The sequence below is a fragment of the Streptomyces sp. 3214.6 genome (assembly GCF_900129855.1).
GTDB lineage: Bacteria > Actinomycetota > Actinomycetes > Streptomycetales > Streptomycetaceae > Streptomyces > Streptomyces soliscabiei.
In genome coordinates this window covers 2,301,090-2,322,890 of the sequence record NZ_LT670819.1, presented here as the reverse complement: position 1 = coordinate 2,322,890, position 21,801 = coordinate 2,301,090, and the positions used below count along the sequence as shown (strand labels likewise).

Annotated in this window: 20 protein-coding genes and 2 pseudogenes; 7 read left to right on the top strand and 15 right to left on the bottom strand. The window is 70.5% G+C overall.

The genetic code is table 11. The annotated features are described in order from the left end of the window. The first annotated feature begins 67 nt into the window (after window positions 1–67). A complete protein-coding gene (locus tag B5557_RS10400; RefSeq protein WP_079658850.1) occupies window positions 68–790 on the top strand; it encodes a 3'-5' exonuclease in 723 nt (240 codons plus the stop codon). Between the two features lie 228 nt (window positions 791–1,018). On the opposite strand, the gene B5557_RS10395 is transcribed toward B5557_RS10400, so the two are convergent. After that, entirely contained in the window at window positions 1,019–1,882 is an 864-nt protein-coding gene (locus tag B5557_RS10395; RefSeq protein ID WP_079658849.1) for a phosphotransferase enzyme family protein, read from the bottom strand. 153 nt (window positions 1,883–2,035) lie between these two features. Continuing rightward, complete coding sequence (locus B5557_RS10390) at window positions 2,036–2,992, bottom strand: DUF3152 domain-containing protein (RefSeq protein ID WP_107472578.1); 957 nt, start codon at window positions 2,990–2,992, stop codon at window positions 2,036–2,038. 140 nt (window positions 2,993–3,132) lie between these two features. Between B5557_RS10390 and B5557_RS10385 the strand changes: the two genes are divergently transcribed. The 4 genes and pseudogenes from B5557_RS10385 (at window position 3,133) to mgt (ending at window position 7,232) form a co-directional block, all read left to right on the top strand. Then, window positions 3,133–3,828 carry a response regulator transcription factor gene (locus B5557_RS10385; RefSeq protein ID WP_079658848.1) on the top strand — a complete coding sequence of 232 codons (696 nt, stop codon included), beginning with the start codon at window positions 3,133–3,135 and terminating at the stop codon, window positions 3,826–3,828. Continuing rightward, a complete protein-coding gene (locus tag B5557_RS10380) occupies window positions 3,825–5,327 on the top strand; it encodes a sensor histidine kinase (RefSeq protein ID WP_231976325.1) in 1,503 nt (500 codons plus the stop codon). Before B5557_RS10385 ends, B5557_RS10380 begins: the two co-directional genes overlap by 4 nt. Next, on the top strand, window positions 5,324–5,941 hold the full coding sequence (locus B5557_RS10375) for a hypothetical protein (RefSeq protein ID WP_143688163.1): 618 nt from the start codon (window positions 5,324–5,326) through the stop codon (window positions 5,939–5,941). Before B5557_RS10380 ends, B5557_RS10375 begins: the two co-directional genes overlap by 4 nt. 51 nt (window positions 5,942–5,992) lie before the next feature. Beyond that, window positions 5,993–7,232, top strand: a pseudogene (gene mgt / locus B5557_RS10370) (macrolide-inactivating glycosyltransferase). Window positions 7,233–7,339: 107 nt separating this feature from the next. On the opposite strand, the gene B5557_RS10365 reads toward mgt, so the two are convergent. Then, window positions 7,340–9,607, bottom strand: coding sequence for an MMPL family transporter (locus B5557_RS10365; RefSeq protein WP_079658844.1), 2,268 nt, complete (start codon window positions 9,605–9,607; stop codon window positions 7,340–7,342). A 266-nt stretch (window positions 9,608–9,873) separates the two neighbouring features. On the opposite strand from B5557_RS10365, the gene B5557_RS10360 reads away from it, so the two are divergent. Both B5557_RS10360 and B5557_RS10355 read left to right on the top strand, forming a co-directional pair. Next, window positions 9,874–10,422: a DUF1697 domain-containing protein gene (locus B5557_RS10360; RefSeq protein ID WP_079658843.1), complete on the top strand. Its 549-nt coding sequence runs from the start codon at window positions 9,874–9,876 to the stop codon at window positions 10,420–10,422. 331 nt (window positions 10,423–10,753) lie between these two features. Continuing rightward, window positions 10,754–11,575 carry a ketopantoate reductase family protein gene (locus B5557_RS10355; protein WP_231976427.1) on the top strand — a complete coding sequence of 274 codons (822 nt, stop codon included), beginning with the start codon at window positions 10,754–10,756 and terminating at the stop codon, window positions 11,573–11,575. A gap of 64 nt (window positions 11,576–11,639) precedes the next feature. Here the strand turns inward: B5557_RS10355 and B5557_RS10350 are convergent, their stop codons facing one another. From B5557_RS10350 to B5557_RS10295, 12 genes and pseudogenes are all read right to left on the bottom strand, one after another. Beyond that, the gene (locus tag B5557_RS10350) at window positions 11,640–12,389 is read right to left on the bottom strand and encodes a sirohydrochlorin chelatase (RefSeq protein ID WP_079658841.1); all 750 of its coding nucleotides are present in this window, start codon (window positions 12,387–12,389) and stop codon (window positions 11,640–11,642) included. An 11-nt stretch (window positions 12,390–12,400) separates the two neighbouring features. Then, window positions 12,401–13,300, bottom strand: a complete 900-nt coding sequence (locus B5557_RS10345) for an ABC transporter permease (RefSeq protein ID WP_079658840.1) — start codon at window positions 13,298–13,300, stop codon at window positions 12,401–12,403. Beyond that, window positions 13,287–13,919 (bottom strand): annotated as a pseudogene (locus B5557_RS10340) (ABC transporter ATP-binding protein); the annotation flags it as partial. The gene B5557_RS10345 and the pseudogene B5557_RS10340, both read right to left, overlap by 14 nt. Before the next feature lie 189 nt (window positions 13,920–14,108). Continuing rightward, a complete protein-coding gene (locus B5557_RS10335) occupies window positions 14,109–15,221 on the bottom strand; it encodes an aliphatic sulfonate ABC transporter substrate-binding protein (protein WP_079658839.1) in 1,113 nt (370 codons plus the stop codon). 237 nt (window positions 15,222–15,458) lie between these two features. Beyond that, a complete protein-coding gene (locus B5557_RS10325) occupies window positions 15,459–16,787 on the bottom strand; it encodes a sulfate adenylyltransferase subunit 1 (RefSeq protein WP_079658837.1) in 1,329 nt (442 codons plus the stop codon). Window positions 16,788–16,789: 2 nt separating this feature from the next. Beyond that, window positions 16,790–17,728 carry a sulfate adenylyltransferase subunit CysD gene (gene cysD, locus B5557_RS10320; RefSeq protein WP_079658836.1) on the bottom strand — a complete coding sequence of 313 codons (939 nt, stop codon included), beginning with the start codon at window positions 17,726–17,728 and terminating at the stop codon, window positions 16,790–16,792. Beyond that, the gene (gene cysC, locus B5557_RS10315; protein ID WP_079664694.1) at window positions 17,725–18,261 is read right to left on the bottom strand and encodes an adenylyl-sulfate kinase; all 537 of its coding nucleotides are present in this window, start codon (window positions 18,259–18,261) and stop codon (window positions 17,725–17,727) included. Before cysC ends, cysD begins: the two co-directional genes overlap by 4 nt. Before the next feature lie 23 nt (window positions 18,262–18,284). Further along, entirely contained in the window at window positions 18,285–18,995 is a 711-nt protein-coding gene (locus B5557_RS10310; protein ID WP_079658835.1) for a phosphoadenylyl-sulfate reductase, read from the bottom strand. Then, window positions 18,992–19,171 carry a hypothetical protein gene (locus tag B5557_RS10305; RefSeq protein ID WP_079658834.1) on the bottom strand — a complete coding sequence of 60 codons (180 nt, stop codon included), beginning with the start codon at window positions 19,169–19,171 and terminating at the stop codon, window positions 18,992–18,994. The genes B5557_RS10310 and B5557_RS10305 overlap by 4 nt, the downstream gene beginning before the upstream one ends. Beyond that, window positions 19,168–20,865, bottom strand: coding sequence for a nitrite/sulfite reductase (locus tag B5557_RS10300; protein ID WP_079658833.1), 1,698 nt, complete (start codon window positions 20,863–20,865; stop codon window positions 19,168–19,170). The genes B5557_RS10305 and B5557_RS10300 overlap by 4 nt, the downstream gene beginning before the upstream one ends. Window positions 20,866–20,992: 127 nt before the next feature. Continuing rightward, window positions 20,993–21,076, bottom strand: coding sequence for a putative leader peptide (locus B5557_RS45895; protein ID WP_309486338.1), 84 nt, complete (start codon window positions 21,074–21,076; stop codon window positions 20,993–20,995). A 150-nt stretch (window positions 21,077–21,226) separates the two neighbouring features. Then, a complete protein-coding gene (locus tag B5557_RS10295) occupies window positions 21,227–21,799 on the bottom strand; it encodes a GNAT family N-acetyltransferase (RefSeq protein WP_079658832.1) in 573 nt (190 codons plus the stop codon). Window positions 21,800–21,801 lie beyond the last annotated feature (2 nt).

The following is a 21,801-nucleotide window of genomic DNA, read 5'->3' as shown; positions in this document are numbered from 1 at the left end:
TGATTGTCAGTGGCGCATGCGAGGGTGGAGACCACTGGGGGAAGCACCGCCAAGAAGGGGGGCCATCATGGCCTGGTACCGGGAGCTGCTGATCGGCTTCGACCTGGAGACGACCGGGACGGACCCGCGCGAGGCGCGCATCGTCACGGCAGCCGTGATCGAGGTCAGGGACGGGCAGGTCCTGGGGCACCGCGAGTGGCTGGCGGACCCGGGCGTCCAGATCCCGGCGGACGCGGTGGCGGTGCACGGGATCAGCAACGAGCGGGCGGCCGCCGAGGGCGCCCCCGCCGACCGGGTCGCGGACGCGATCGCCGAGGTCCTCGTGGGGTACTGGCGCACCGGCGTCCCGGTCGTCGCCTACAACGCCGCCTTCGATCTCACCCTCCTCTCCGCCGAACTGCGCCGCCACGGCCTGCCGTCGCTGCGCGAGCGTCTGGGCGGCGTGGATCCGGCGCCGGTCGTCGACCCGTACACCATCGACCGCTCGGTCGACCGCTACCGGCGCGGCAAGCGCAACCTCGAAGCGGTCTGCGCCGAATACGGCGTCCCGCTCGACTCCGCCCACGACGCCTCCGCCGACGCCCTCGCCGCGGCGCGACTGGCCTGCGCGATAGCCGCCCGCCACCCCAAGGTCGCGGCCCTCGGCCCGGCGGAGCTGCACCGCCGCCAGATCGAGTGGTACGCCGAGTGGGCGGCGGACTTCCAGAACTTCCTGCGCCGCAAGGGAGAGGCGGACGCGGTGATCGACGGGGCCTGGCCCGTACGAGAGGTCGCGGGAGAGACCGTGTGACGTCCTTGTGGGTGAGGAGGATGCGGAACGGCGCCCGTCCACCCCGCCCTTGAGGAACCAGGCCTGACGAAGCTCGCCACCGTCGCCGCGAGCACCTCGCTCTCTGCCCGCATTCACCCGCTCGTCGTCATCGGCCGGGGCGTCGCGCCCGTCGGCTTCACCGCCCGGGGGATACGCCGGCGTCTCTCTCCAGCCGGGCCTCGGCCCGCCATGCCCGCAGCAGCCGGATCAGAACGGATACCACCGCACCTCCTCGTCCCCGTCCCGCAGCGACGCCACCCGGCGCCGGAACTCCACCAGCGCAGGCGCACTGGTGGGCGCGTGCTGGGCGACCCAGGCGCAGCTCGCGGTCTCACGGGCGCCCCGCAGGACCGCGCAGCCTGCCCACTCCCGCACGTCCCAGCCGTACGCCGCGGTGAAGGAGTCGTACGCCTCGGCGGGCAGGCCGTAGCGGTCACGCGAGAGCGCCATGACCACCAGGTCGTGCTCGCGCAGATCGGCGGAGACGGTCTCCAGGTCGACCAGGACCGGCCCTTCGGGGCCTATGTGCACATTGCGGGGCAGCGCGTCGCCGTGGATCGGGCCGGGCGGCAGCTGCGGGGTGAGCGCGGCGGCGGCCGCGGTGAAGCCGTCGCGGCGCTCACGCAGAAACGCCGCGTCCGCCGGGTCGATCGCGTCGCCCGCGAGCCGCAGCCAGCGTTCCACTCCCGACAGCAGGTCGCGCGGGGGCAGACCGAAGGAGGGGACGGGCAGGGCGTGCACGAGGCGCAGGAGTTCGGCCAGATCCCGCGGCTCGGCAGGCCGTATCGGATCGGGCAGCCGCTGCCACACGGTCACCGGGTGCCCCTCCACCAGCAGCGGCTTCGGCTCGGCCGCCCGCACCGCGGGCACGCCCGCCTCCGCGAGCCAGGCAGCGACGTCCAGCTCGCGCCGGGCCCGGTCGAGGAGTTCGGCGTCCCGGCCCACCTTCACCACCAGGTCACCGGCCGCGAACACCGCGTTCTCGCCCAGGGCGAGCAGCCGCGCATCCGCCGCCGGGCCGGGCAGGGCCCCCGCCGCGGCCAGTACGTCCCGCGCCCGTGCCTCGTCCATCGCCCGCCTCCGTGTCGTTATGCGCGTTGCCCCGCCCGGCCCCACCGCACGGCGCCGGGATCCGGCCATCCGACGGTCAGTGTCGCATTCGCACAGATCGGAGCATGCGCATGGTGACTTGACGGCGTACAGCGCGCACCACCGCCGGCCGGTTCAGGGGACGGACGGACCGGTGATGAGCCGTCCCTGCTCGTCGTACGGCCAGACGTTGGGGACACAGCCGTTCATGCCCTTGATCTGCTGCATCATCGCCGGGGCCGGTCGGCCGGGACCGGGGCAGCCGACGTGGTTGTGATGGAGGAAGTGGCCGACCTCGTGATTGATGATCAGCGCGCGGTAGGCGGTGACGTCCTTGGCGTAGACGGGGGTGGCCAGCAGCCAGCGTTTGAGGTTCACCATGACGTTGTCGTCGACGTTGCAGTTGACCTCGCCGCCGGTGTCCAGCCCGTACTGACCGCAGATCTTGTCCACGGTGAGGGGCGTCGCGACCCGTACGACGAAGTCGACGGCACCGACGGAGACCCGCCGGAACGCCGATCGACCGTCCGCCGTCCAGCCGCGCCGGTCGGCCAGGATCAGCTCCACCTGCCGGGCCACGTCCGTGGCGGACAGCTCGATGCCGTCCTCGACGTCCACCCGGTAGCGCAGGGCGGTGCCCTTGCCGACCTTGGCACTCGAACCGGACGCGGTCGTGAACGTGCCCGGTCCCGAGGCCGGGATGTTGCCCTCGGACGTCCCCGCGGACTTACCGCCGGAACCGTCGGACGAACCCGCCGACGAACCGCCCGACGGGCCGGCGGAGGTGCGGGGCGAGGCCGTTGAGCTCGGCGTCGCCGTCCGCGGGGGCGCCGAACCGGATCCCGCCGCCCCGCCGGACTCGCCGGACTCGCCGGACGCGCCGGGCTCGGCGGACGTGGTCGATCGGCCCTCGGCCGACGTGCCGCCCGCCCCCGCGGACGTCCATCCCACGGCCGCGAAACCGGCCGCGCCCAGGAGGGCCAGCGCGGCGAGCCCTCCCCACAGCGGTCTTCTCCGCCCGGGCCCGGCGGAGTGCGCGGGGCCGCTCCGACGACGACGGGCGGAGGAGGAATCTGCTCGGTGCACGCTCATGGTTGTTCAGATTGTGATCGCAATGTGATCGGATCTGGCGCAAGAGATAACGAAAAGATAACGACGTGACCGGCATGGGTTTATGTGATCATCCGGTAACAGTGGCCCGAAGGGGCCGACGGTCTATCGATACTGTGCTCATGCCACGAGTACTGCTGATCGAGGACGACCGCGCCGTGCGGAACGGCGTCGGCCTCGCGCTGCGCCGTCAGGGCCACGAGGTCGCCGCCGCCGAGACCGGGGAGGACGGCCTGAACCGGCTGCGCTCCTTCCGGCCGGACGTCGTGGTGCTGGACCTGATGCTGCCCGGCATGACCGGCCTGGACGTGTGCCGGCGGATGCGCGACCTGGACCAGACGCTGCCGATCATCATGGCGACCGCGCGGGGCGACGACGAGGACATCGTTGTCGGTCTGGAGGCGGGGGCCGACGACTATGTGGTCAAGCCCGTGCGGGCCCAGGTGCTCCAGGCCCGTATCCGCGCCGTCCTGCGCCGGGCGGGCGGCGGCGCACCCGCCGAGGCCGGCATCCCGAAGATCGACACCTACGGCGACCTCGCCATCGACCGCGCCGGACTGTCGGTCACCTGGCAGGGGACGCCGGTCGCCCTCGCCCCCTCCGAACTGCGGCTGTTGCTGACCCTGTCCGCCTCGCCCGGCCAGGTGTTCAGCAGGCAGCAGCTCCTGGAAGCCGTCTGGCAACACAGCTACCACGGCGACGCGCGGCTGGTGGACGCCTGCGTGAAGCGACTGCGCGCCAAGCTGGGCGAACCCCCGCGCGAGCCCCGGCACATCCAGACCGTACGCGGTTTCGGCTACCGGTTCGCCGCCCGGTGAGAGCCCTGGGAACACGTTTCCGCACCCACCGACTGCGCGGCCTGCGGGTGCGGTTGGTGGTGGCGTTCGCGCTCGTGGCCGCCGTCAGCGCCACCACCACCGGCGCGCTCACCTTCAGGGAGGCGCGCACCGGCGTGCTCCAGCAGAGCCAGGACACCGTGATCAAACTGCTGCGCACCCAGGTGACCCGGCTCGCCCCCGACCTCGCCTTCCCGCCCGACAAGGCCGAACTGCGTCGGTTCGCGGCCGACGTGGCCGGCGCCGAACAGTCGGGTTCCTGGCGGGTGCTGGTCGCCTACCGTGGCCTTCAGGCCACCTCCGTGCCCGACGACCCGTTCGAGGAGCTGACGCCCGCCGTGCGGGAGGCCGTGAACTCCAGCTCGGCCACCGTCTTCCAGCGCGTCAACCGCGCGGACCACACGGCGCTCCTCGTCGGCATGTCGGTCGCCTTCGCCCACGCCGACCCCTCGGGCGCAGCTCCCCTCTCCGGCGTGAAGGTGTTCCTGACGGTGCCGCAGACCACCGAAAAGGCCTACGTCGACGCCCTGGTCACCGCCGTGGAGCGGGCCGCCGTCCCCGCGCTGGTCCTCGCCGTCCTGCTCGCGCTGCTCGCTGCCCGCGGGGTGCTGCGGCCGGTGCGCGCGCTGCGGCACGCCACCCGCAGCATCGCCGAGGGCCGGCTGGACACCCGGCTCGCCGTCGACGGCTCCGACGAACTCGCCGAACTGTCGTACACGTTCAACGAGACGGCCGCCGCCCTGGAGGAGTCGGTGGCCGAACTGCGCGGCATGGAAGCCCGGGCCCGTCGTTTCGCCGCCGACGTCTCGCACGAGTTGCGCACTCCGCTGGCCGCCATGTCGGCCGTCACCGACGTCCTCGACGAGGACGCCGTCCGCCTCGACCCGGACACCGCCACCGCGGTCCGGCTGATCAGCGAGGAGACCGTGAAACTGGCCCGACTGGTCGACGACCTGATGGAGATCTCCCGCTTCGACGCGGGCGCGGCGGTCCTGCACCTGGACGAGATCGACCTCGCCGAATCCCTCCGGCGCACCCTCGCCTCCCGCGGCTGGACCGACACGGTGGACGCCGTGCTGCCGGCGCCGGACGCGCTGCGCGGACGCGTCGACCCGCGCCGCCTCGACGTCGTCGTCGCCAACCTGGTCGGCAACGCCCTGCGGCACGGCGCCCGGCCGGTCCGGTTGCGCCTGTCCGGGGACGAGGTGCCCGGGGGCGGGCGGCGGGCAGTCATCGAGGTGGCGGACAGCGGGCCCGGCATCCCCGACAGCGTGCTGCCGTATGTCTTCGAACGCTTCTACAAGTCGGACGCCGCACGCTCCCGGACCGAGGGCAGCGGCCTGGGACTGGCGATCACCGAGGAGAACGTCCGGATGCACGGCGGCACCGTCCGGGCGGCGAACCGGCCGGAGGGCGGCGCCGTCTTCATCGTGGAACTCCCGCTGCGGCGGGACGAGTCGACCGAGGAGGCGCGACCGTGAGAGCCGTACGCCGAGCTGCGTCCCGAGTGGTGTCCCGAGCCGTGCTCCTGTGCGTCCCGGGCCTGTGCACGCTGGTCTCCTGCGGCATTCCCTCGACCGGCGTGGTGGAGGCGGGCGGACCCGCCCACGGGATCGTGCCGACGGTACGGGTCTACCTCGTCGCCGACGGCGCCCTGGTCGCCGTCCCCCGCAAGGTCGCCGGACAGGTCGACGTCGAGTCGGCCGTGGAGGCGCTCCTTTCGGGACCGACGGACGTGGAACGGGCGAAGAGCCTGACCACGCTGCTGCCACAGATGTACTCCTGGTCGGGCTTCCTGAATGCTGCCCCTGCCACCGAGCAGCCCGGAGTACCCACCACGGATCCGTCCGTGGCCCCCGCCACCGAGGGCGCGGAGTCGGCCTCCGTGCGGGTGACCACGCGTGAGGACAAAGTGGCGATCCAACTGACCTCCGTCACCGACGAGTTGACCGAACTCGCCGCGGCACAGCTGATCTGCACGGCCGTCGACGCCCGCCGCACCGTCGGCCCCGAGATCAAGACGGTGACCGTGACCGTGACGACCGCGGCCGGCCACAGCGTCGAGGGATCCGGCGCGGGTTGCCCCGGCCTGTGAACCGCGCCCCTTGCCCCGGCCTCTCGACCGGGCAGGTCGCCGACCCGCTCAATTGAATTGCACGAGACGTATCGTCTCGCCTACGGTCGTCGACATGACCAGTCGCCCCGCCCATATCGCCATGTTCTCCATCGCCGCCCACGGTCACGTGAACCCGAGCCTCGAGGTGATCCGCGAACTCGTCGCGCGTGGGCACCGGGTGACGTACGCGATCCCGCCCGTCCTCGCCGACAAGGTCGCCGGAACCGGTGCCGAGGTCAAGCCGTGGCACTCGACCCTGCCCTCACCCGACGACGACCCCTCCGCCTGGGGAGACACCCTCCTGGACAACGTGGAACCCTTCCTCGCCGACGCGATCCAGGCACTGCCCCAGCTGATCGAGACCTACGACGGGGACGAGCCGGACCTCGTCCTGTACGACATCACCTCCTACCCGGCCCGCGTCCTCGCCCGCCGCTGGGACGTCCCGGCGATCTCCCTCTCGCCCAACCTCGTCGCCTGGAAGGGCTATGAGAAGGAGGTCGCCGAACCGCTGTGGGCCGAGCCGAGGAAGACAGAGCGCGGAAAGGCTTACTACGCCCGTTTCCACGCCTGGCTGGAGGAGAACGGGATCACCGAGCACCCCGACGACTTCGCCGGCCACCCCGCCCGCTCCCTCGTGCTGATCCCCCGAGCGTTGCAGCCGCACGCCGATCGGGTCGACGAAAGCGTGTACACGTTCGTCGGCGCCTGCCAGGGCGACCGCGTGTCCGAGGGCGACTGGCCCCGGCCCGCCGGCGCGGAGAAGGTCGTACTCGTCTCGCTGGGCTCGACCTTCACCGACCGGCCGGACTTCTACCGGGAGTGCGTGCGGGCCTTCGGCGGACTGCCCGGCTGGCACCTCGTGCTCCAGATCGGCCGGCACGTCGACCCCGCCGCGCTGGGCGTCGTACCCGACAACGTCGAAGTACGGTCCTGGGTACCGCAGTTGGCGGTGCTGAGGCAGGCCGACCTGTTCGTCACGCACGCCGGCGCCGGCGGCAGTCAGGAGGGGCTCGCCACGGCCACACCGATGATCGCCGTACCGCAGGCCGTCGACCAGTTCGGCAACGCGGACGTGCTGCAGGGGCTCGGGGTGGCCCGGCACATCGCCACCTCGGACGCGACGGCCGAGACCCTGCGGGAGGCCGCCCTCGCCCTCGTCGACGACCCGGAGGTCACCGTCCGGCTCCAGGGGATCCGGGCGGAGATGGCCGACGAGGGCGGCACCTGTCGGGCGGCGGACCTCATCGAGGCCGAACTGCCCGGCTGAGAATGGAAAATGAGGGCCCGTCGACTACCCCAATAGTCAACGGGCCCTCGGTTCCAGGCGGTTCGGCTGCCGCTGGCGATCGATCAAGCGGGTTGGTTCTCTGACCGTCAGACCCTCAGCGGCTCGCCCTCGTCGTCCCGGGCCACCGGCGTGAGCGTCTCCGGCGACTCGTCGTGCGTGAGGTCGGGCATCCGATGCAGCCACTTCGGCAGGTACCAGTTGCGCTCGCCGAGCAGTGCCATGACGGCCGGGAGCAGCACACCCCGAATGATCGTCGCGTCGATCAGGACCGCGGCCGCCAGACCGACACCCATCTGCTTCATGGACTGCATGGACAGCGTCCCGAAGATCGCGAACACGGCCACCATGATGACGGCGGCACTGGTCACCACACCCGCCGTGGTCACGACACCGTGCTCGATGGCCTCGTTCGTCGTACGGCCCCGCATCCGCGCCTCGCGGATCCGCGAGACGACGAACACGTGGTAGTCCATCGACAGGCCGAACAGGATCACGAAGAGGAAGAGCGGCAGCCAGGTGATGATGGCGCCGACGCCCTCCGCGCCCACCAGCGACGCGCCCCAGCCGTGCTGGAAGACGGCCACGAGGATGCCGTACGCCGCGCCCACCGACAGCAGGTTGAGCGCGATCGAGGTGACCGCGATCGTCAGCGACCTGAACGACAGCAGCATCAGCAGGAAGGCGAAGACCACGACGAACGCGAAGACGGGGGCGACGGCTCCGCCCAACTGGTCGTTGAAGTCCTGCGAACCCGCCACCTGTCCGGTGATCGGCGCCTGCAGGCCCTCGACCTTGCCGAGCGTCGCGGGCCGCACCTCGTCGCGCAACTTGTCCAGGCTGGCACCCGCCTTGTCCAGGTCGGAGCCGCCGACCAGCGGAACGTACACGTAGGCGACGTTCTGCGCGTCGTGCAGCTTGATCTCGACGGGGCCCCGGGAGGCGCCCGAGCTGACCGCCTGCTCCTTGAACTGTTCCAGCGCGGTCTTCACCTCGGCGGCGTTGATGTCGGCCGCCTTGACGATCACTTCGGCGGGCTCGGAACCGCCCGGGAAGGCGTCGTTGACCCGGTTGTAGGTCTGCACGATGGGCAGCGAGTCGCCGAACTCCTGGTCCAGCGTCAGGTTCTGCGTCTTCATGCCCACTGCCGGAGCGGCGATCGCGAGCAACGCACCGGCCGCGACGACCAGCGAGACGGCCGGCTTGGCGAGGACGACCTTGAGGACGGCGCTCCAGAACCGGCTGCCCTCCGCGGCCCGCCGGCCACCCGCCTTCTTGCGGCGCTTGTCCGGGTGCAGAAACGGAATGCGCCCCTTCTCCACCCGCTCGCCGAGCAGCGACAGCAACGCCGGGAGAACGGTCACCGAACCGACCATGGCGACGGCGACCACCATCAAAGAGGCCAGACCCATCGCCTGGAACGTGGCGAGCCCGGTGAACATCATGCCCGCCATGGCCACGCACACTGTGACACCGGAGACGATCACAGCCCGGCCGCTGGTCGCCGCGGCGATCCTGAGAGCGGTTTCCGGATCACGTCCCGCGGCCCGCTCCTCGCGCTCCCGGCGCAGGTAGAACAGGCAGTAGTCGACGCCCACGGCCAGACCGACCAGCAGCATCACGGAGCTCGCCTGGTCGTCCATCGGCTGGATGTGGCTGACGATGCTCATCAGACCCATCGTCGCCATGATCGCGGTCATCGCGAGCGCCACCGGCAGCAGCGCCGCCACCAGCGCGCCGAAGGCGATCAGCAGGATGCCCAGCGCCACCGGCACGGCGGAGTACTCGGCCTGCTGGAAGTCGTCGCCGAACGCGTCGTTGAAGGTCTTCATCATGCTGGCGCCGCCGATCTCCTCGATCCGCAGCGAGGAGTGCTCCTTCCCGACACCCTCGACGGCCTTGAGCACCGGCTCGACCCGGTCGCCCGCGGTGTCGGAGTCGCCCCGCATGTCGAACTGGACGAGCGCACTGCGGCCGTCCTTGGAGATCGTGTGCGAGTCGTACGGCGAGGTCACGTCGGTGACCGCGCCCGTCCCGTCGACGGCCTTGACGACTGCGGCGACGGCCGCCTTGAACTCGGCGTCCGTGGCCTTGACGGAACCGTCCTTCGACTGGATGAGGACGGTCTCACTGGCCGGCTCCTCGATCCCGGCGTCCTCGATGATCCGGGCGGCCGTGTGGGTCTCGCCCGACAACTGGTCACTGTCCTTGACCTTGACCGTGCCCGCCGCCGAGCCGATCCCCATGGCCAGGACGACGAACAGTACCCAGATCCCGACGGCGGCCCATCGGTGCCGGGCGCTCCAGCCGCCGGCCCGCGCGGCGATGCCCCGCACCCGTGTGTCTCCGTTCCCCATGACGGGCCTGCCCCCTTGTGATGCGGTGACAGCCCCCTGCCGCCACCTTTTGATTCGAAGGTATGGGCTGGATAAGGCCTTCTCGTCGTACTGCCCGGTGACCTGCAGGTCCCCCGACTCCTCCCGTCGGACCCCGCCGTCTCACCGCTGGGGAGGACAGTGGCCCCCTACATCTATCCGGAGATCTCGGGGCTGCTGATCAGGGTCCCGGCCGACGGCGAAGGCGCCCACCCCCATGGGGCGCCACGGCCGTTTATCGTGTGCGGATGACGACGACGTACGCGGCCCTGCTGCGCGGCATCAACGTGGGCGGCAGCAAGAAGGTCCCGATGGCCGAACTGCGCACCCTGCTGGAGGGCCTCGACCTCGGCGATGTGCGCACCTACCTCCAGAGCGGCCAGGCCGTCTTCTCCAGCGCCCACGGAAACGAGGAAAGCCTCGCCGCCGAGATCACGGCAGCCATCGAGAAACACTTCGGGTTCGGTGTCGACGTCGTCGTGCGCGACCACACGTTCCTGAAAGCGGTTGTCGACGCCTGTCCGTTCCCGGCCGCCGAACTCGAGGCCAAGCAGCTTCACGTCACCTACTTCTCCGCCCCCGTCGACGAGGAGCGCTACGCCGGCATCGACCGCGACGCCCATCTCCCCGAGGAGTTCCGCCTCGGCGACCGCGTCCTGTACCTGTACGCCCCCGACGGTCTCGGCCGCTCCAAGCTCGCCGAGCAACTGTCCAGGCCCCGCCTCACCAAGGGGCTCATCGCCACGACCCGGAACTGGAACACCGTTGTCAAACTGGTGGAGATGACCCGAGCCTGACCCCGCGCACGACTGTGCGAGGCTCGTCCCATGCGCTACCGAACGCTTGCCCAGTGCTCCACCCTTCAGGGTGGAGGTGTAGGGCATCCTCGCCATAGCGGCCCGGAGGGGCGCGGCACCAGGGCTAGGAACGCCTTGTCGGACAACGGAGTTGTCCGACCTACCGCCGGACGGGTGGAAAGTAACGCTTGTGGAGGCCCATGTAAGACCAGCTCCCGCAGGGAGCGGGCAAGGGCCTGTGAAGCAGGAACCCACGGTGGCACCGCGATGGGGGTCCCCCCGGCTCGAGCGAAGCCGAGAGTTGGGGGAGGTGCGGACCGGAATCGTCTGCGTGCACGCAGGCGAGGGCGTCAAATCATCATCGGAGCAGGGGCGGTCGGGGGCACGTTCGGCGGGCGGCGGCACGGCCGCCGAGCGGCTGCCGCTGGTCTGTGCGCAGAACGGCGTGGAGAGCCCGCGCCTGGCCCTCCGGCGCTTCCGGCACGTCTACGGCGTCTGCGTCTGGCTGCCTGCCACTCATGTCGAACCCGGCGTCGTCTCCGCCGCCGACACCCCGCTCACCGGCATCCTCCACCTCGGCCGGTATCCGCACGGCACCGACGACACGGCCCGCCGTATCGCCGCCGACCTGGAGAAGGCGCGCTTCGAGGCGCCGGTCGTAGCGGACGTCTCCCGCTGGCAGTACGCGAAACTGCTGTCCAACCTCGGCAACGCCCTGGAAGCGGTGAGCGGCCCGATCGGCGACCCCGAGGCCCTGGCCCTGTTCGAACGCGTGCGGGCCGAGGGCGAGGCCGTGCTGCACGCCGCCGGGATCGCGTACGCGGGCGCCGAGGAACAGCAGGCGGTACGCGGAGACAAGGTCACCCTCGTCCCGCTCGACGGCGCCCCGCGCGGCGGCGGCTCGTCCTGGCAGTCCCTCAGCCGCGGCGCCGGCAGCATCAAGGCCGACCACCTCAACGGCGAGATCGCGCTTCTCGGCCGCCTGCACGGCGTGCCGACCCCGTTGAACGAGTTGCTGCAACGGCTTGCGAACAGGTTCGCACGGGAACGCCGGGCACCGGGGTCACTGCCGGTGGGGGAGCTGATCCGACTGGTCGACGAGACGGACGCCGCCGCACGGCCGGGTGATACCGGAACGGCGGCATGCCCCTGATCGGAACCTCTGCTGCAGGGAGGGCCGGCGGGGGCCCGCGTTGCTGACGGCGTTCCGCCGCCGGTCAGGCGCCGACGGCCGTCAGCGCCGGCGTCCGTGCCGCGTCGTACCGCTCCAGCAGCACCCGCGCCACCTCCGGCGCCGGGCCCAGCACCTCGGCCAGGACGTCCGCCTCCGCCGCGCCGCGCGCGATGCGGTCCGGCAGAAAGCCGGGGGCCAGGACGTACGGTGCGACGGCGACCCGCGAGCAGCCCAGTGCCCGCAGTTCGCGGACCGCGTCCTCGGTGCGCGGGAGAGACGCGGAGGCGAACGCAGGCCGCACGGCACACCAACCGGTGCGCCGCCACTCCCGCGCGATTTCTGCGATCACTGCGATCGCCTCCGGGTCCGTGGACCCCGCCGAGGCCAGTACGACCCCGGTCGAGGACTTGTCGGCGGGCGTCAACCCCGCCTCGTACAACCGCCGTTCCAGGGCGGCGAGCAGCAGCGGCGAGGGACCGAGGACCTCGGCCTGCCTGATGCGCAGCTGCGCCGGCGCCTCGCGCAGGACCGCCGGGATGTCCGCCTTGGCATGGAACGCGCGGGTCAGCAGCAGCGGCAGCGCCACGACGTCCCGCACGCCCTGCGCCGCAAGCGACTCCAGCACCCCGTGCACGGACGGGAGGGTGAAGTCCAGGAAACCGGTCTCCGCCCGCAGCCCCGGCCGCAGCGACCGTACCCGCCGCACCAGGGCATGGACGGCCTTGGCATGCCGCGGATCGCGGCTGCCGTGGGCGATCACCACCAGCGCGGGGGGAAACGGTTTCCTGTGCATGGGACTTCGGCTCAGCCCTTCACCAGCAGACCGCGGCTGCGCAGCACCCACCGCTCCAGCGGGCTGAAGATCAGCAGGTCGATGGCGATGCCGACGAACAGGATGAGCAGGATCGCCTCGAACACCATCGACATGTCACTGGCGTTGCGGCCGTTCTCCAGCAGCTGACCGAGACCGACGCCGAGATCCGGGAAGGACGCGATGATCTCCGCCGCCATCAGTGAGCGCCACGAGAACGCCCAGCCCTGCTTCAGACCCGCCACATAGCCCGGCAGCGCGGCCGGCAACGTGATGTAAACGGTTCCCCGCAGACCCGTGGCGCCCATCGTGCGGCCCGCCCGCAGGAACAGCGGCGGCACCTGGTCGACGCCCGACACCAGCCCGTTCGCGATGGAGGGCACCGCCCCGAGCAGGATCACCGCGTACATCATGGAGTTGTTCAGACCCAGCCACAGCACGGCCGGCGGCACCCACGCCACCGACGGCAGCGACTGCAGACCGGACAGGATCGGGCCGATCGCCGCCCGCACGAACTTCACCCGCGCCACCAGCAGACCCAGCGGGGTGCCGATCGCCAGCGCGAAGAGGAAGCCGAGCAGACCGCGCGACACACTGGTCCAGATGTAACCGAGCAGCTTGCCCTCGAGCCAGGCGTCCCGGAGCGTGTGCCAGACGTCCAGCGGCGAGACCAGCTTCGTCGGGTCGTCGACCACCTTGAAGGTGATCTGCCAGACGACCAACAGCAGCGCGGTCGCGATGATCGGCGGCAGGATCTTGTCGACGAAGGTCCGCCGGAAGGGCGTACGGCCGGTCGGCGCGACCACGTCGAGCGCGTCGAGGCCCGCCTCCACCCCGGCCAGCTCGGTGGAAACCGTCTTCGTCACCGTCGTCCTCGTCTCAGTGCTGGCCATGACGGCGGATCTCCCCACGCAGGACTTCGGTGATCTCGATGGACAGTTCCGCCACGGGGGCGTCCTCGATCCGGCGCGGCTGCGGGATGTCGACCGTCCACTCGCGCGCCACCCGGCCGGGCCGGGAGGACAGCAGAACGACACGCTGTGCGAGCCGTACCGCCTCGCGCACGTTGTGCGTGACGAACATGACGGACAGCCCGGTCTCCTCCCAGATCCGGGTCAGCTCGTCGTGCAGCACATCCCGCGTGATGGCGTCCAGCGCCGCGAACGGCTCGTCCATCAACAGCAGTTGGCTCTCCTGCGCGAGCGCGCGGGCCATCGCCACCCGCTGCCGCATACCGCCGGAAAGCTCGTGTACACGCTTGCTGTACGCGCCCTTCAACCGGACCAGTTCCAGCAGCTCCTCGGCCTTGCCGCGCCGCTCGGGCTTCGCGACCCCCCTGAGCTTCAGGGCGAGTTCGATGTTCTTGCCCGCGGTCAGCCACGGGAAGAGGGCGTGCTCCTGGAACATCAGCGCCGGGCGGCCGTCGGTCGTGATGGACCCGGCGGTGGGCTCGTCGAGCCCCGCCACCAGGTTCAGCAGCGTGGACTTGCCGCAGCCCGAGGCCCCCAGGAGGGTGACGAACTCGCCGGGAGCGACATCGAGGGTGATGTCGTCCAGGACGAGCTGCTGCCCACCCGGTCCCGCGAAGGACTTCGAGACGTGCTCAAGGCGTGCCGCGTACTCCACGGACTCGGTGGACTCTGCGGCCTTGGCGAGGGTCGTGGCCATGGTCGTCACCTCCTGGGAACTCATCGGACTCGATCAGCCGACGCCGAGACCAGCGTCGTCGACCGCGGGCTCGCCCTCGGCCTTGAGGACCTTGTTCAGGATCGTCAGGTCGTAGATGCCCTTGAGGTCGGGCTGCTTCAGCAGGCCTGCCTTGACCGCGTGCGTCGCCTCGGTGTTGAGGGTGGAGGCCAGCGGGTCGTTGATGAACTGGATCGACGTCCACGCCGGGTCCAGGACCTTGGTGGGCAGCGCCTTGCCGGAGTCCGCCTCCAGCTGCTTGTTCGCCGCGGCCTTGGCCTCCGCCGGGTTGGCGTTGATCCACTTGTTGGTCTCGACCGAGCCCTTCAGCACGGCCTCGACGACCTTCGGGTGCGCCGTGAGGAACTTCTGCGACACGATGATGTTCGTGATCACGAACTTCTTGTCGGGCCACAGCGACGCCTCGTCGAGCAGCACCTTGCCGCCCTCGGCGACCAGCTTGGACGCGGTCGGCTCCGGCACCCAGGCGCCGTCGATCGAACCGGCCTTGAAGGCGTCCGGAGTCACCTTGTTGTCACTGCGCACAACGGTGACATCACCCTTGCCGCTCTGCGCGTCGACCTTCCAGCCCTGCTCCGCGATCCAGTTCAGAAACGCCACGTCCTGCGTGTTTCCGAGCTGAGGGGTCGCGATCTTCTTGCCCTTGACGTCCTTCAGGGACTTGACCTTGTCCGGGTTGACGACGAGCTTCACCCCGCCGGACGCCGAACCGCTGATGATGCGCAGGCTCTTTCCGTCGGACTTCGTGTAACCGTTGATCGCCGGCGAGGGACCGATCCAGCCGATGTCGATGGAACCGGCGTTCAACGCCTCGATCTCGGAAGGACCGGCGTTGAAGGTCGCGTACGACGCCTTGGTGGCGCCCAGCGCCTTCTGGAAGATGCCCTGCTCACGGCCGACCAGCGCGGTCCCGTGCGTCAGGTTGCCGAAATAGCCGATCTTGACGGTGTCGAGCCCGTCGATCTTCTCCGCCCCGGCGGCGACCTTCTCGTTGCTGTTGTCGTCCTTGGCCTCGGAACCGTAACCGCAGGCGGCGAGGGCGAGAAGGGGGAGTGCGGCGGCCACGGCGGCGCCGCGGCGGAGGAACATTGAGCGGTTGGCAGGCACGGGAGGGGTTCCTCTCGTTGGCCCGGCGGTCACGGTCTTTCAGGTCGTGGCCGGGAAATCGGCAAAGGGTCTTCGTCGCTTCCGGGACGTCGGGTGGGGGGAGAGGGCGCGCAGGCAGTGCGCGTACGTCAGCCCGCACATCGCGCCACTCCGCCCTGCCCGCTGCCGAGGGCGCCGCTGCCGATGCGGCCGCCCTCCTTCGCGAACGTCGAGTAGAAATCGGTGGAGTTCATGGCTTCAGAAGTCCCAACCGTCGTCGTCGGACTCGTCCTTGACCGGCACCGGCGACGCGAACGACTCGCCGACCATGCCCGCGGTGAGCGTGGTGCCGTCGGCCGGGTCGATCAGGATGAACGAGCCCGTACGGCGCGAGTCCGCGTAGGAGTCCACCGGAAGCGGCTGTGCCGTGCGGATCTTCACCCGGCCGATGTCATTGGCGACGAGCTGTCCCGGGTGCGGGTGCAGGGACAGGTCGTCGAGCGTGAGACGGGACGGGATGTCCCTGACGATCGCCTTGACGGTACGGGTGCCGTGCTTGATCAGCACCCGGTGCCCCACCGTCAGCGGCTGGTCGGCCACATGACACACGGTCGCCTCGACGTCCTGCGTGGTGGGCGGCGCGTCCTTGGTCGGCACGATCAGGTCGCCGCGTGAGATGTCGATGTCGTCCTCCAGGAGGACGGTCACCGACTGGGTGGTCCAGGCGACGTCGACCGGCTCGCCGAGCAGGTCGATGCCGGAGATCTTCGACGTGCGGCCGGACGGCAGCACGGTCACTGCCTCGCCGACGCGGAACGAACCCGCGGCGATCTGGCCCGCGTAACCCCGGTAGTCCGGGTGCTCGGCGGTCTGCGGGCGGATCACGTACTGCACGGGAAGCCGCGCGTGGCAGTGGCTCAGGTCGTGGGTGACCGGGACCGTCTCCAGGTGCTCCAGGAAGGTCGGGCCGCCGTACCAGTCCATGTTCGCGGAGGGTTCCACCACGTTGTCGCCGGCCAGCGCCGAGATCGGGATCGCGGTGATCTCCGGGACGCCCAGCTCCAGCGCGTACGCCGTGAACTCCTCGGCGATCGCGGCGAAGACGGACTCCCGGTACTCGACCAGGTCCATCTTGTTGACGGCGAGGACCACGTGCGGGACGCGCAGCAGCGCGGCGATCGCGGCGTGCCGGCGGGTCTGCTCGACCACGCCGTTGCGGGCGTCGACCAGGATCACCGTCAGCTCGGCCGTGGAGGCACCCGTCACCATGTTGCGGGTGTACTGCACATGGCCGGGGGTGTCGGCGAGGATGAACCGCCGCTGAGGCGTGGCGAAGTAGCGGTACGCCACGTCGATGGTGATGCCCTGCTCGCGCTCGGCGCGCAGACCGTCCGTCAGCAGCGCCAGGTCGGGGGCCTCCTGGCCGCGGCTCGCGGAGGCACGCTCGACGGCCTCCAGCTGGTCGACGAGCACCGACTTGGAGTCGTGCAGCAGCCGGCCGACGAGCGTGGACTTGCCGTCGTCGACCGAACCGGCGGTCGCGAACCGCAGAAGGGTCGTCTCGGAGAGTTCCGTGGTCGTGCTCATGCTTAGAAGTACCCCTCGCGCTTACGGTCTTCCATCGCGGCCTCGGACATCTTGTCGTCGGCGCGGGTGGCGCCGCGCTCGGTGAGCCGGGAGGCGGCGATCTCCGTGATGACCTGCTCCAGCGTCACGGCGTCCGAGTCGACGGCACCCGTGCAGGACATGTCACCGACGGTCCGGTACCGCACGAGCCGCTTCTCGACGGTCTCGCCGGCCTTGGGTCCGCCCCACTCGCCCGCGGTGAGCCACATGCCGCTGCGGGCGAACACCTCGCGCTCGTGCGCGAAGTAGATCTCCGGCAGCTCGATGCCCTCGCGGGCGATGTACTGCCACACGTCCAGCTCGGTCCAGTTGGACAGCGGGAAGACGCGGACGTGCTCGCCGGGTGCGTGGCGGCCGTTGTACAGGTTCCACAGCTCGGGGCGCTGGCGGCGCGGGTCCCACTGCGAGAACTCGTCCCGGAGGGAGAACACCCGCTCCTTGGCGCGGGCCTTCTCCTCGTCCCGGCGTCCTCCGCCGAAGACCGCGTCGAACTTCTCCGCCTGGATCTTCTCCGTCAGCGGCAGCGTCTGCAGCGGGTTGCGGGTCCCGTCCGGGCGCTCCTTGAGCACGCCGCGGTCGATGTAGTCCTGCACGGAGGCCACGTGCAGCCGCAGCCCGTGCTCCGCCACCGTCCGGTCGCGGTACTCCAGGACCTCGGGGAAGTTGTGCCCGGTGTCCACGTGCAGCAGCGAGAAGGGAACCGCGGCCGGCGCGAAGGCCTTCAGCGCCAGGTGCAGCATGACGATGGAGTCCTTGCCGCCGGAGAACAGGATCACCGGCCGTTCGAACTCGCCCGCCACCTCGCGGAAGATGTGCACCGCCTCGGACTCCAGCGCGTCCAGGTGCGAGAGGGCGTACGGGGTGGCCGTACCCTCCTCGACCGCAGCGACGGTCGTCGTCATGCCAGTCCCCTTTCGGTGAGCAGCGCGTGGACCGCGGCCGCGGACTCCTGGACACTCTGGTGCTGCGACTCGATGCGCAGATCGGGCGTCTCCGGCTCCTCGTAGGGGTCGTCGACCCCGGTGAGCCCGGACAGCTCGCCCGCCGCCTGCTTGGCGTACAGACCCTTCACATCACGCACGGAGCACACCTCGACCGGGGTCGCCACGTGGACCTCGATGTACGCCGCCCCGCCCTCCTGGTGGCGCTTGCGCACCGCCTCTCGGCTGTCCGCGTAGGGCGCGATCACCGGGACGAGCGCCTTGACGCCGTTGCGGGCGAGCAGTTCGGCGAGGAAGCCGATGCGCTGCACGTTGGTGTGCCGGTCCTCGCGGCTGAAGCCGAGGCCCGCGGAGATGAACTCGCGGATCTCGTCGCCGTCGAGCACCTCGACGAGGTGGCCCTCCTCGCGCAGCCGGCCGGCCAGCTCCTGCGCGATGGTGGTCTTGCCGGCACTCGGCAGACCCGTGAGCCAGACGGTGGCTCCGGTCGTCACGTTCGTCTCCTGAATCGTCGTCGTCATCCGTGCAGCCCGCACTCGGTCTTGGCGCGGCCCGCCCAGCGGCCGGCGCGCGCGTCCTCGCCCTCCAGGACCCGTCGGGTGCAGGGGGCGCACCCGACGGACGCGTAACCGTCCATCAGCAGGGGGTTGGTCAGCACGCCGTGCTCGGTGACGTACGCGTCCACGTCGTCCTGGGTCCAGCGGGCGATGGGGGAGATCTTGACCTTCTGGCGCTTCTCGTCCCAGCCGACGACCGCAGTGTTCGCCCGGGTCGGGGACTCGTCGCGACGCAGGCCGGTCGCCCAGGCCACGTAGTTGGTCAGCCCCTGTTCCAGCGGCTGCACCTTGCGCAGCTTGCAGCACAGGTCGGGGTCGCGGTCGTGCAGCTTCGGCCCGTACTCGGCGTCCTGCTCGGCGACCGTCTGACGCGGGGTGAGCGTGATGACGTTGACGTCCATCACGGCCTCGACCGCGTCGCGGGTGCCGATGGTCTCGGGGAAGTGGTAGCCGGTGTCGAGGAACACCACGTCCACGCCGGGCATGGCGCGCGAGGCGAGGTGGGCGACCACCGCGTCCTCCATGGACGAGGTCACGCAGAAACGCTTGCCGAAGGTCTCGGCCGCCCACTGGAGGATCTCCAGCGCGGAGGCGTCCTCCAGGTCACGGCCGGCCTGCTCGGCGAGCGCCTTGAGGTCCTCGGTCGCCTTCTCTTCCTGAACCGCGGTCATATCGTGTCTCCCCCTGCTTCGGAGTGCTGAAGACCCCGGGCGAGCAGCCCGAGGAACTTCAGCTGAAAGGCCCGGTTGCACGCGGCGCATTCCCACGCGCCGTGGCCCTGCTCGGACGGACGCAGGTCCTCGTCGCCGCAGTAGGGGCAGTAGAAGGGGGCGGCCCGCTCGCTCATGAGAGGGCCTCCTCGCTGGCACGCGAGGCCCAGGCGGCGAACCGCTCGCCCTCCGTGCGCTCGGCCTGGAACCGCTTGAGGACGCGCTCGACGTAGTCGGGCAGCTCCGCGGAGGTGACCTTCAGGCCACGCACCTTGCGGCCGAACCCGGCCTCCAGGCCGAGCGCGCCGCCCAGGTGCACCTGATAGCCCTCGACCTGCTCGCCCTGGTCGTTGAGGACCAGCTGGCCCTTGAGACCGATGTCCGCGACCTGGATACGGGCGCAGGCGTTCGGGCAGCCGTTGAGGTTGATGGTGATCGGCTCGTCGAACTCCGGGATGCGGCGCTCCAGTTCGTCGATCAGCTGGGAGCCCCGCGCCTTGGTCTCGACGATGGCGAGCTTGCAGTACTCGATGCCGGTGCAGGCCATGGTGCCGCGCCTGAAGGGGGACGGCTTGGCCGTCAGGTCCAGCGCCTCCAGCGCCTCGACCAGCGGCTCGACCTGCGCCTCCTCGACATCGAGGACGATCATCTTCTGCTCGACGGTGGTACGGACCCGGCCCGAGCCGTGGGCCTCCGCGACCTCGGCGATCTTCGTGAGCGTGGCGCCGTCGACGCGGCCGACGCGCGGGGCGAAACCGACGTAGAACCGGCCGTCCTTCTGGCGGTGCACGCCGACGTGGTCGCGCCAGCGGCCCGCGGGCTCGGCGGGCGCGGGGCCGTCGACCAGCTTCCGCTTCAGGTAGTCGTCCTCCAGGACCTGGCGGAACTTCTCCGCGCCCCAGTCGGCGACCAGGAACTTCAAACGGGCGCGGGTACGCAGGCGGCGGTAGCCCCAGTCGCGGAAGATGCCGACCACACCGGCCCACACCTCGGGCACCTCGTCCAGCGGCACCCAGGCGCCGAGCCGGACGCCGAGCTTCGGGTTGGTGGACAGGCCGCCGCCGACCCACAGGTCGAAGCCGGGGCCGTGCTCGGGGTGCTCGACGCCGACGAACGCGATGTCGTTGATCTCGTGGACGACGTCCAGGAGCGGGGAGCCGGAGATCGCCGTCTTGAACTTGCGCGGCAGGTTGGAGAACTCCTTGCTGCCGATGTACCGCTCGTGGATCTCGTCGATGGCGGACGTGCCGTCGATGATCTCGTCCTCGGCGATGCCGGCGACCGGCGAGCCGATGACCACACGCGGGCAGTCGCCGCAGGCCTCGGTGGTGGACAGCCCGACGGCCTCCAGCCGGTTCCAGATCTCCGGCACGTCCTCGATGCGGATCCAGTGCAGCTGGATGTTCTGCCGGTCGGTGACGTCCGCGCTGCCGCGCGCGAACTCCTGCGAGATCTCGCCGATCACGCGCAGCTGCTGGGTGGTGAGGCGTCCGCCGTCGATCCGCACCCGCAGCATGAAGTACTTGTCGTCCAGCTCCTCCGGCTCCAGGATCGCGGTCTTGCCGCCGTCGATCCCGGGCTTGCGCTGGGTGTACAGGCCCCACCAGCGCATACGTCCACGAAGGTCGTTGGGGTCGATCGAGTCGAAGCCCCGCTTGGAGTAGATCGTCTCAATGCGTGTCCGCACATTGAGACCGTCGTCGTCCTTCTTGAACTGCTCGTTGCCGTTCAGCGGGGTGTGGTGCCCCGCGGCCCACTGGCCCTCACCGCGGTGACGGCTCACCTTGCGGCGGGGAGTCGCGGCGGCAGGGTTCTGCGGGGTGGCGGCCATGGTTGATACGTCCTTCGGGACAGGCGGGAGGGTCTCTGACCTGCGCGTACGGGCGCACGAAGACATACGTGCGCGTCATTGCGCAGGGAGGAGGCGTAAAACGTGCGGAAAGCGGCGGCGGTGCGGCTCAGCTCGCCGGACAGATGGCGCTGGACATGCGGCCGAGGTCGACGTGTCGCCGACTCACCAAGGCAATTCCAGTTCCGGACATGACGAAAGCGTGTCACGGCGATCTGGACACAGTCCAGCTTCGTCCGCGATGCGGACACCCTTGTCCCGAAGTGTGAGACAAGGGTGGCGTCGATCACATGCCGTGCGCGAGCTCTTGTCCGCGCAGGTCGCAGCGGGTATGAGCGGCAGGTCAGGCCGGGAACGCGCCCGGCCAGGGGCCCGGCGCGGACGCCTCGGGCTTCTCCTCGACCCTGGTGTCGAACAGTTTGAAACCGCGCCGCTGGTAGTTGTCCATGGCGTGCTCACCGTCCAGGCTGCACGTATGCAGCCACACCCGCTTGGTCTGCGGTAGTCCGGGCCAGCGGTCCGCGAGCTCCCATGCGCGGGCGGCGCCGTACGCCAGCAGATGGCCGCCGATCCGCCGCCCCCGGAAAGCCGGGATCAGACCGAAGTAGACGATCTCCACGACTCCGTCGTCCTGCGGCTCCAACTCCACGTATCCGGCCGGAGTGCCCCGGTCGTACGCGACCCATGTCTCGACCCCCGGGCGCGCCAGATGCTCCTGCCACTGCGCGTACGTCCAGCGCAGCCGGTCGATCCAGCGGATGTCCCCGCCGACGGACGCGTAAAGGAAACGGCTGAACTCGGGGGAGGGGACCTCGGAGCGGACGATCCGGACGTCGTCCTCGGGCGCGGCGGCCGGGAGGCGGTCGGTCGGGTCGGTCTGCTCCAGGGACCATGTGGTCACGGGAATGTTGGTCATGC